This is a genomic window from Actibacterium sp., assembly GCF_041584535.1.
Lineage (GTDB): Bacteria > Pseudomonadota > Alphaproteobacteria > Rhodobacterales > Rhodobacteraceae > Actibacterium_D.
This window is the reverse complement of the sequence record NZ_JBFHDW010000071.1, coordinates 1-10,194: the sequence shown is the minus strand read 5'-3', so window position 1 is coordinate 10,194 and position 10,194 is coordinate 1. Positions and strand designations below refer to the sequence as shown.

10 protein-coding genes and 1 pseudogene are annotated in these 10,194 nt (G+C 59.6%); all 11 read left to right on the top strand.

The window, feature by feature from the left end; all coding sequences use genetic code 11:
• Positions 1-417 (top strand): Flp pilus assembly protein CpaB (gene cpaB / locus ABYW26_RS05390; protein ID WP_372603765.1); only part of this gene is annotated, 417 nt, incomplete at its 5' end.
• Between the two features lie 206 nt (positions 418-623).
• Positions 624-2,048, top strand: a complete 1,425-nt coding sequence (locus ABYW26_RS05385; RefSeq protein ID WP_372603764.1) for a type II and III secretion system protein family protein — start codon at positions 624-626, stop codon at positions 2,046-2,048.
• Between the two features lie 6 nt (positions 2,049-2,054).
• Positions 2,055-2,720: an OmpA family protein gene (locus ABYW26_RS05380; protein WP_372603763.1), complete on the top strand. Its 666-nt coding sequence runs from the start codon at positions 2,055-2,057 to the stop codon at positions 2,718-2,720.
• 226 nt (positions 2,721-2,946) lie between these two features.
• Positions 2,947-4,209: a CpaE family protein gene (locus ABYW26_RS05375; protein WP_372603762.1), complete on the top strand. Its 1,263-nt coding sequence runs from the start codon at positions 2,947-2,949 to the stop codon at positions 4,207-4,209.
• Between the two features lie 23 nt (positions 4,210-4,232).
• Positions 4,233-5,669 carry a CpaF family protein gene (locus tag ABYW26_RS05370; RefSeq protein WP_372603761.1) on the top strand — a complete coding sequence of 479 codons (1,437 nt, stop codon included), beginning with the start codon at positions 4,233-4,235 and terminating at the stop codon, positions 5,667-5,669.
• A gap of 5 nt (positions 5,670-5,674) precedes the next feature.
• On the top strand, positions 5,675-6,643 hold the full coding sequence (locus ABYW26_RS05365) for a type II secretion system F family protein (RefSeq protein ID WP_372603760.1): 969 nt from the start codon (positions 5,675-5,677) through the stop codon (positions 6,641-6,643).
• Between the two features lie 12 nt (positions 6,644-6,655).
• Entirely contained in the window at positions 6,656-7,657 is a 1,002-nt protein-coding gene (locus tag ABYW26_RS05360; RefSeq protein ID WP_372603759.1) for a type II secretion system F family protein, read from the top strand.
• A 10-nt stretch (positions 7,658-7,667) separates the two neighbouring features.
• Complete coding sequence (locus ABYW26_RS05355) at positions 7,668-8,228, top strand: tetratricopeptide repeat protein (RefSeq protein ID WP_372603766.1); 561 nt, start codon at positions 7,668-7,670, stop codon at positions 8,226-8,228.
• A 27-nt stretch (positions 8,229-8,255) separates the two neighbouring features.
• Positions 8,256-9,116: a tetratricopeptide repeat protein gene (locus ABYW26_RS05350; protein WP_372603758.1), complete on the top strand. Its 861-nt coding sequence runs from the start codon at positions 8,256-8,258 to the stop codon at positions 9,114-9,116.
• A gap of 8 nt (positions 9,117-9,124) precedes the next feature.
• Positions 9,125-9,613 (top strand): prepilin peptidase, encoded by a 489-nt coding sequence (locus tag ABYW26_RS05345; RefSeq protein WP_372603757.1) that lies wholly within the window; start codon positions 9,125-9,127, stop codon positions 9,611-9,613.
• An 88-nt stretch (positions 9,614-9,701) separates the two neighbouring features.
• Positions 9,702-10,194: pseudogene (locus ABYW26_RS05340) on the top strand (ATPase); the annotation flags it as partial.

The window sequence follows — 10,194 nt, the reverse complement described above, 5'->3', positions numbered from 1 at the left end:
GTGTCGGGCTTTTTGCGGCCGGGTGACCGGGTCGATGTCTATTGGTCCGGCACTGTCGGTCTGGCGCGGCAGAAAAAACAGGTGACCAAGCTGATCGAGGCCAATGTCCGCCTGATCGCCATCGACCAGACCGCAGATGAAGACCGCTATAGCCCGGTCATCGCCCGCACCGTCACTGTCGAAGTATCACCCACCCAGGTGGCGTCGCTGGCACAGGCCCAATCCAGCGGGAAATTGTCGCTGTCGCTGGTTGGCGCGCAGGATGAAACGATTTCCTCGGGCGTCGAGGTCGATCAGCGGCAATTGCTGGGCCTCGCTGACGAAGACGTTGCCGAAGCCCCCGAAAAAGAGGTCTGCACCATTCGGACCCGCCGTGGCGCCGATGTGGTCGAAATTCCGATCCCCTGCACCAACTAAGCCCGGCGAAATCAACGTGATGGCGCGGTTTCCACCCGAAGGAAACCGCGCCATTTCCGTTTCAACCGGCAGGGACTTGCCACTTATCCACATAAGACTCAGGTTCCAAGCGCTTGATTCTTGCAAAAAATCAAGAAATGTCGCATTCTGATTTGAAATGGGCAGACAAGACCCGAATTGAGGCGTGATCGGAGAGGCAGGATCACATGAAAATTAGAACGCTCTTAACAGCGGCGCTGATCGGCGCGGCCGTTTCTGCAACAAGCGTCACTGGCGCTGCGGCGGAAACACTTCGTGTGATGGAAGGCGGCACCAACAGCCAGCTGAATGTCCCGATGAACCGGGCCGTCGTCATCGAAAGCGACGTAGTCTTTGCAGAATTGTCGATCGCGAACCCGTCGATCGCAGATATTTCCACATTGTCGGATCGAACGATCTACGTTCTGGGCAAACAGCCCGGCCTGACGACCTTGACCCTGCTTGGCCCCGATGGGCGGCTGATCACCAATGTCGATGTTCGGGTCACCGCCGATGTCAGTGAATTGAAAGAACGCCTGCGCGAGGTTCTGCCCGGCGAACGGATCGAGGTCCGCCCCGCCAATGACGGCATCGTGCTGTCGGGGCTGGTCTCGTCGATCGCGGTTGTCGACCGGGCGCTGGATCTGGCGCAGCGTTACGCGCCCTCGCGGGTGTCGAACCTGATGACCGTCGGCGGCAGCCAGCAGGTCATGCTGAAGGTCCGCTTTGCCGAAATGAACCGCTCGGTCCGCAAAAGCCTGTCGTCCAGCGTTGCCATCGGCACAACCGGCGGCAACTTCTCGACCGTTTCCGGCAGCGGCACCTATATCGAGGGTGACAACCTTGTGAACCTGTTCGATGGCGACAGCACCACGAATGTGTCGCGCACCGAAGAATCCGCCGGCGTGTTCTCGCTGGGCTTCGGGGTTGGCGGGCTGGAATTCGCTATGCTGCTTGAAGCCCTTGAAACAAAAGGATTTGTTCGCACTCTGGCCGAGCCGAACCTGACCGCCCTCTCCGGTCAGCGGGCGCATTTCCTGGCCGGTGGCGAATATCCGGTGCCGGTTGTGGATGACAACGGCAACACCAGCGTCGAGTTCAAGGAATTCGGGATCAGCCTTGATTTTACCCCGCGCGTTGTCGGCAAGAACATCAACCTTGAAATGAAAGCCGAAGTCAGCGGCATCGACCCGACCGTTTCCTATAAGGACGGCACGCTGTCGATCTCGGGCTTCTCGACCCGCTCGACCGAAACCACGGTTGAAATGCATGACGGCGAAAGCTTTGCCATCGCGGGCCTTCTGAAAGATGACTTTACCTCGGATGCGGGCCAGATCCCGTGGCTGGGCGATGTGCCGATCCTGGGCGCGCTGTTCCGCAGCTCCAGCTATCAGCGCAACCAGACTGAACTGGTGATCATCATCTCGGCCCATCTTGTCACCCCGACCACCGGCGAGGCCTTTGCCCTGCCGACCGACCGGGTGCGTCCGCCGACCGAGAACGAGCTGTTCCTGAACGGCAAGGTCTCGGCCAACAAACGTCCGAAAACCGGCGCCGCGGGCGAAGTCGCCCGGCAGGATTTCTCGGGCTCTTACGGCTATGTGATGGAGTAAGAAACGATGCGGACCAAAATCGCCCTGCTTTCGGCAACCGCCCTGTTGGCGCTGGGGGCTTGCACCCCGGGGAACGTCATCGATTTCTACTCGCCCGCCGGCGAGGCGCTGGACACCAAGGACTTTGGTCAGGCGACGATGAACAACGTGCAGGTGATGACCGGTGAACGCACCGCCATCATCAACCTGTCGCGACGCTTTGCCGACGAAGTGCCCAGCACCGTCAATTTCGAGTTCAACAAATCCGATCTTGATGTCGCCGCCCAAGAGGCGCTGCGCCAGCAGGCCGAATGGATCGCGCAATATCCGCAGGTGACGTTCCGCGTCTATGGCCACACCGACAAGGTCGGCTCGGATGCCTATAACAAGTCGCTGGGCCTGCGCCGCGCCCGCACCGTGGTTGCCTATCTGGTCTCGCAAGGGATCTCGAAAGATCGGCTAGAGGCGCTGGTGTCCTACGGCGAAACCCAGCCGCTGATCGTGACCGAGGGCCGCGAGCGCGCCAACCGGCGCACCGTGACCGAGGTTTCGGGCTTTATCAAACCCCGCGATCAGGAACTGGACGGCAAATACGCCCTGTTCATCTATGACGAATATGTCCGCAGCGCCTATGAGGAAGTTCCGGGCGTCACGGTTGAGAACAACCCGGATGCTGCGAAAGAAGAACGCTAAGCGCAACCCATGGTTTATTGACGAAAAAGGGCGGGCCAAATTGGTCCGCCCTTTTATCTGAAATCCAAACAATTACGGAAATTCAGCCGTAATGTTGCCCAGATTTACCTCCATCGTTTCAGAAAGGCAGAAGTGAGCGCGGCCGCAGAGTCGCGTCTGGGGCACCATTTAAATCGTTGAAATATCAGCGTTTCGTATGGCGCCGAACAAATGAAGGAATGTAACGATGTCGAGTAGCGCAGCATTGCAGCAAGACCCTGCAAAAATCATTGCCTGCACCGTCTCGCGTGATGTTCAGAATTTCGATCTGTTGATCGAAGATATGGAAACAGAACTGGGCGAAAGCTGGGGCGATCTGTCGTTCGCTGATGCGGCGGCTTTTCTGGCGCAACCCGAAGCTGCGGAGCTGGAATTCATCGCGATTGCGGTCGATGACCGGGACGAGGATCAGATGACCACCATCGGTGAACTGGTCCGCGCCGCGAAAGAAGCTCAGATTCATGTGATCCTGATCACCGAAGAAGTCAGCCCCATGGCCCTGCATCAATTGCTGCGGCTGGGTGCCGACACGTTTGTCCCCTACCCGCTGCCCGAGGGTTCGCTTCACGAAGCGATCGAGAACCTGCGCAAACCGCCGGCGGCACCGGTCGCCGCCCAGACCGCGCAGGGCGCGGTCCCGCTGCATCGCACCGCGACCGGCAGCCGGGTCGATCACGAAGGCATCGTTCTGCCGATCCACGGCCTGGCGGGCGGCGTTGGCGCCTCGACCCTGGCGGTGAACCTGGCTTGGGAACTGGCCAATGTCGGCAAGGATTCTTCGCCCAAGGTCTGCTTGCTGGACTTTGATCTGCAATTCGGCTCGGCCTCGACCTATCTGGACCTGCCGCGCCGCGAGGCGGTGTATGAATTGCTGTCGGACGTGGCCTCGATGGATGATGAAGCGTTCCATCAGGCGCTGTTGACCTATAACGACAAGCTGCATGTGCTGACCGCCCCGGCAGATATGCTGCCGCTGGATATTCTTGCCCCCGATGACATCATCGCCCTGATCGAAGCCGCGCGTCGTCAGTTCGACTTTGTGGTGATCGACATGCCCAAGACCTTGGTGGCTTGGACCGAAACCGTTTTGAATCAGGCACATGTCTATTTCGGGGTGCTGGAGCTGGATATGCGCTCGGCCCAGAATGCGCTGCGGCTGATCCGCGCCCTGAAAAGCGAGGACCTGCCCTATGAAAAACTGCGCTATGTGCTGAACCGCGCGCCGCGCTTTACCGATCTGACCGGCAAAAGCCGCGTCAAGCGGATGGCGGAAAATCTGGACATCGAAATCGAGCTGCAACTGCCCGAGGGCGGCAAACCGGTGGTTCAAGCCAGCGACCACGGCATGCCGCTGTCGGAATCCGCGGCTAAGCTGCCGCTGCGCAAGGAAATTCAGAAGCTGGCCAAATCGCTGGTCGAACACGCCCAGATCAACGCCCGCACCGCCTAAACGAACGCCGCCAGGAGCTATTGATGTTCTCTCGCTATAAAAAACAAGGCGCCCCCGCAGGGGAACAAGCCGCTCAGGCAGCCGCCGCGGCTGCCCGTCCGACGGTTGCCCGTGCGTCGACAGCACCCGCCGCGCGCAAGCCCGCCCCCCCGGCGGCGGCTGCGCCCGTCGAAAAGGAACGTAAACGCAAAGAGCGCATGGGCGAGATCAAGGTTGAACTGCACAAGCGCCTGCTGGAAAACCTGAACCTTGCCGCCCTTGAACACGCCACCGAATCCGATCTGAAAGCCGAAATTCAGGCGATCTCGGGCGAGGCGCTGGTCGAGATGGGCGTTGTCCTGAACAAGGAAGAACGCGCCAGCCTGCATCTGGATTTGTTCAACGAAGTCATGGGCCTCGGCCCGTTGGAAGTGCTTCTGCAAGACGACACCGTCAACGATATTCTGGTGAACGGCCCGCAACAGATCTTTGTCGAACGCGAAGGCAAGCTGGAACTGACCGACATTACCTTCAAGGATGAAAAGCACCTGCTGCGGATCATCGACAAGATCGTGACCGCCGTTGGCCGCCGCGTCGATGAATCGAACCCCTATGTTGACGCCCGTCTTGCCGATGGCTCGCGTTTCAACGCCATGGTGCCGCCGATCGCGGTGGACGGGTCGCTGGTGTCGATCCGGAAATTCAAAAAGGAAAAGCTGGCGATTGACGATCTGGTCAGGTTCGGCGCTTTTACCGAGGAAATGGCAATCTATTTGCAGGCCGCCGTCGCCTGTCGTCTGAATGTCATCGTGTCGGGCGGCACCGGCTCGGGGAAAACCACGACGCTGAACGCGCTGTCGTCTTTCATCGACAACTCGGAACGTATTCTGACCATCGAAGACACTGCTGAACTTCAGCTGCAACAGACCCATGTCGGCCGGATGGAAAGCCGCCCCGCCAACGTCGAAGGCAAGGGCGCGGTCAGTCAGCGCGATTGTTTGCGCAACGCGCTGCGGATGCGCCCGGACCGGATCATCGTCGGCGAAACCCGCGGCGAGGAAGTGATCGACATGTTGCAGGCCATGAACACCGGCCACGACGGGTCGATGACCACGATCCACGCCAACAGCGCCCGCGACGGGGTCAGCCGTCTGGAAAACATGATCGCCATGGCCGGGATCGAAATGCCGCTGAAAGCGGTGCGCAGCCAGATTGCCTCGGCTGTGAACCTGATCGTGCAGGCCAGCCGCCTTCAGGATGGCTCGCGCCGCATGGTGTCGATCACCGAAATTACCGGGATGGAGGGCGACGTGATCTCGATGCAGGAAATTTTCCGCTACGAGCGCCTTGGCCTTGCCCCCGATGGAAAAATCATCGGCCGCTTTAACGCCACCGGCGTGCGGTCTCACTATTCCGAACGGTTCCGTCAGTGGGGGTATAACCTGCCCGCCAGCCTGTTCGAACCGATCGCAGCGGAGTAACGATTATGGGCCTCAGTGCAGAACCACTTATTTATATCCTGATTTTCGTCGGTGTTCTGGCACTGGTCGAAGGCCTGTATCTGACCGTTTTCGGCAAATCCATCAGCCTGAACAGCCGCGTCAACCGCCGCTTGGACATGCTGGAAAAAGGTGCCGGCCGCGAGGAAGTTCTGGAACAACTGCGCAAGGAAATGAGCCAGCATATGAATGCCGGCAGCATTCCCTTGTATTCGCTGCTGGCCGACAAGGCGCAAAAGGCCAACATTGCCTTTACCCCGCGCCAGTTGATCATGGTGATGGTGCTGCTGACCGCGATGGCCTTCATGGGTCTGACCATCGGCACCGGGGCAGCGGCCCCGCTGCGGGCGCTGGTTTCGGTGGTGATGGGCGTCGGCGGCGTATATTTCTGGGTGGCGAAAAAGGCCAACAAACGCCTGAGCATGATCGAAGAGCAACTGCCCGAGGCCGTCGAACTGATGGTCCGCAGCCTGCGCGTTGGGCATCCGTTCAGCTCGGCCGTGGCGATTGTCGCGAAAGAGGTCGCTGACCCGCTGGGGTCGGAATTCGGCATGATCTCGGACGAGGCCGCCTATGGCCGCGACATTTCCGAAAGCCTGAAAGATCTGGCCGAACGCATGGATATGCAGGATTTGCGCTTTCTCGCCGTGGCCGTGACCATTCAACAGCAATCGGGCGGCAACCTTGCCGAGATTCTGGAAGGTCTGGCCAAGGTGATCCGCGCCCGGTTCAAACTGTTTCGTCGGGTCAAAGCCATCACCGCGGAATCGAAATGGTCGGGCATGTTCCTGTCGGCCTTTCCGATCGTGGTCATCATCGGCCTGAGCATTCTCAAGCCCGACTATTACGACGAAGTGAAGGACACTGCGCTGTTCATTCCGCTTGCCCTGGCCGTGGGGGTTTGTCTGGCGATCAACTTTGTCTTCATGAAGATCATGGTCAACATCAAGGTGTAAGGGGTTAGGGCAATGGGTTTTCTGCACACAATCAACGAGATGCTGACCAGCCGCTTTGGTGAACTGGGACCGCTTTACGCACTGGGCTTTGTCGGCGTGATCTTCATCATCGCCACGCTGCCGATCTTTCTGAAGAAAAGCGTCGATCCGCTGGACCGTCTGAAATCGCAAAGCCGCACCGCCGCGTCCAAGCAAACGGGCAAGGAGAAGTCGGAAAAGGCGCTGCGGCACACGTCGAAATCGGCCGAGAAGCTGGATAAGTTCGCCAACTTCCTCGAACCGCAAGACGCCGAGGATCTGTCCGCCGCCCGCCTGAAACTGATGCGCGCCGGCTATCGCTCGAAATCGTCGGTGCGGGCGTTCCACTTTGCCCAGTTCGCCTTGGGCATCGGCTTTCTGATGCTGGGCGTGCTTTATGCCATCATCACCTCAACCGCCAAGGGCGGCATGGAAACGCAGGGGCTGATCCTGTCGATCCTCATTCCGGGCGGGGTTGGGTATTACCTGCCGAAATACTGGATCGAACGCCGGGTGCAATCGCGTCAGGAAGAGATCATCAACGGCTTTCCCGACAGTCTGGACATGATGCTGGTCTGCGTCGAAGCCGGACAATCGCTGGATCAGTCAATCGTCCGCGTTGCCCGTGAAATCCGCCCCGGTTTCCCGGCGCTGGCCGAGGAATACGAAATCGTCAGCCACGAGATGAAAGCCGGTAAGGACAAGGTTCAGGTCCTGAAAGACATGGGCGAACGCTGTGGTGTGAATGACGTGTCGGCCTTTGTCACCGTGCTGGTTCAGTCGGCGACCTTCGGCACCTCGATCGCGGACTCGCTGCGGGTCTATGCGGCCGAGATGCGTGACAAACGCGTGATGCGCGCCGAAGAAAAGGCAAATAAGTTGCCGACCAAGCTGACACTTGGCACGATGCTGTTCACGGTGCCGCCGCTTTTGGTTATCCTGATCGGACCGGCCGTGTATCGTGTGGCCCAGATGGGTGACATTATGTCCAGATAAGGCGTTGATGCTGAACCGACTGCTTCCTTTTGTTTTCGCGTGTCTCGTGGCCGCCTGTCAGACGACGGGCGGCCCTGATCCCATTTACGAGGGGCTGGAACCGCCCCCCGGAACCCCTGAAATCACCGAAGCCGTGGACGGCCTGATCGTCGGTCATCGCCTGATGGCGGCGGGCGAATATGATCTGGCTTTGCGGGCCTATCTGCGCGCCGGCGGCGAACTGGGGCTGACGGCGGATGTGCTGACGGCGCTGGGGTCGGTGAACCTGAAACTGGGACGTTTGGGTCAGGCGGAAACTCTGCTTCGAGAAGCCATTGAAAAGGATGAGAAATTCGTCCCGGCCTGGAATAATCTGGGCGCGGTCTTGATGGAGACCGGCCAAACCGGCGAGGCAAAACGCGTGTTCCAGATCGCCTTTGCGCTGGACAGTGGCAATTCGGACCAAATCCGCGAAAATCTTCGCTTGGCTATCGCAAAATCCGAAAACCCTGCGTATTATGAAGCTAATAAGAATAATTTCGATTTGGTTCGGCGAGGCGACGGGCGTTACCTTCTTCTTCCGACACCATGAGGACAGAGCAGCAAAAAGGACGCAAAAATGCGCCACCTTTTCTTTGTATCCCTGTGCGTTGGCGGCGCGCTGGCGCTTGGTGGGTGTGATACCACCAAATCGCAGGAAGAAGTCGACCGCGCAATTCAGGACGTTATCACCTCGGACGAAAGCAGCCTGAACGACATCATGTTGTCGGTCGCTGATCCCGCCGAGGCCGTGAGTTATTTCAAAACCGCCCTTGCCGAACAGCCCGATCGCATTGACCTGCAACGCGGGCTGGCCCGGTCGCTGATCCGGGCCAAGCAAAGCACCGAAGGTGCCGCCGCTTGGGCCAAGGTGGTGAAACACCCCGAATCCACCAATGACGATCAGGTCGATTACGCCGATGCGCTGATCCGGGCCGGGAACTGGGACAAGGCCGAGACCGTTCTGGACAAGGTGCCGCCGACCTTTGAGACCTACAAACGCTATCGTCTTGAGGCCATGGTCGCCGACAGCAATCAGGAATGGGACAAGGCCGACAGTTTCTATGAAACCGCCGCGGGCCTAACCACCCGCCCGTCGGGTGTTCTGAACAACTGGGGCTATTCCAAGCTGACGCGCGGCGATTTCGCCGAGGCCGAGCGCCTGTTCATCGAGGCCATCGGCTATGACAATTCGCTGTTCACCGCCAAGAACAACCTTGTTCTGGCCCGTGGCGCGCAGCGGAATTATCAGATGCCGGTGATCGAGATGACCCAGATCGAACACGCGCAGCTGCTGTATACGATGGCGCTGAGCGCGATCAAACAGGGCGACGTGGCGATCGGCCAAGGCCTGCTGGAAGACGCGATCGACACCCATCCGCAGCATTTCGAGGCCGCCGTGCGCTCGTTGCGGGCGCTTGAATCCAACGTCGGCATCTGAGTCCCGGTATGAGCAGCACGACCGTCACAACCGCCCTTTGGTTCCTGCCCTTTATCACGCCAATCACCCTGTGGGTGGCGTGGAGCGACATGAAAACCATGCTGATCCCCAACAAGGCGGTGATGGCGCTGGTTGCGGTGTTCGTGCTGGTCGGCTTCTTTGCCCTGCCGATGGACGTCTACCTGTGGCGCTATGCGCATCTGGTGGCGATCCTGTTGCTTGGTTTCCTGATGAACATGATCGGCATGATCGGGGCCGGTGACGCAAAATTCGCCGCTGCCATGGCGCCGTTCATCGCCCGCGAGGATACCGGCGAATTCGCCATCCTGTTCGCCGCCGTGCTGATCGCGACCTTTGCCCTGCACCGGATCGTGCGCCGCATACCGGCCCTGCGCAACACCGCGCCGGGCTGGGAATCGTGGGAGCGCAAGGATTTCCCGATGGGTCTGGCGCTGGGGGCATCCCTGTTCCTGTATCTGGTTCTGGCGCTGATCTAAGCCGCCACGAAACCCCCTGCCCCGCGCCCAAATCTTGCCATACCGCCGCGGTATGACAGTCCGGACTGATCCGGATTGAGGCCCGACCATGAACATGCAGGCAACCACTGTCATCGCCCCGCCCGCGCCGCGCACTCTGGAAGAGATGCGCCTGCCGATGGTGATGATGCGCGACATCGTATTGAAAACGATCTTTCGCAAGAACGTCGAAAACGTCTCGGCGATTGCGCAGGCGATCTGCCTGCCGGTGCCGGTCACACAAGAACTGATCGACCTTGCCCGCGCGCAAAAACTGGTCGAGGCCACCGGCACCCTGCACGCCAACTCGGGCAACGAGATGGGCTATCAACTGACCGATAACGGCAAGGCCCGGGCGCTGGATGCGCTGGCCCAGTCGGAATATTATGGCGCGATGCCGGTCCCGATGGAAGTCTATGCCGAACAGGTCAAACGCCAGTCGATCCGCAACATTCAGGTCACCCGCGACCAGTTGACCGGCGCCATGGGCCATCTGATCCTGCCCAACCACCTGCTCAGCCACCTTGGCCCCGCAGTGTCAGCCGGGCGCTCGATCCTGATGT

Bases quoted from the DNA above. Each gene is read 5' to 3' on its own strand.
- ABYW26_RS05385 (WP_372603764.1), top strand. From the start codon at position 624: ATGAAAATTAGAACGCTCTTAACAGCGGCGCTGATCGGCGCGGCCGTT.
- ABYW26_RS05380 (WP_372603763.1), top strand. From the start codon at position 2,055: ATGCGGACCAAAATCGCCCTGCTTTCGGCAACCGCCCTGTTGGCGCTG.
- ABYW26_RS05375 (WP_372603762.1), top strand. From the start codon at position 2,947: ATGTCGAGTAGCGCAGCATTGCAGCAAGACCCTGCAAAAATCATTGCC.
- ABYW26_RS05370 (WP_372603761.1), top strand. From the start codon at position 4,233: ATGTTCTCTCGCTATAAAAAACAAGGCGCCCCCGCAGGGGAACAAGCC.
- ABYW26_RS05365 (WP_372603760.1), top strand. From the start codon at position 5,675: ATGGGCCTCAGTGCAGAACCACTTATTTATATCCTGATTTTCGTCGGT.
- ABYW26_RS05360 (WP_372603759.1), top strand. From the start codon at position 6,656: ATGGGTTTTCTGCACACAATCAACGAGATGCTGACCAGCCGCTTTGGT.
- ABYW26_RS05350 (WP_372603758.1), top strand. From the start codon at position 8,256: ATGCGCCACCTTTTCTTTGTATCCCTGTGCGTTGGCGGCGCGCTGGCG.
- ABYW26_RS05345 (WP_372603757.1), top strand. From the start codon at position 9,125: ATGAGCAGCACGACCGTCACAACCGCCCTTTGGTTCCTGCCCTTTATC.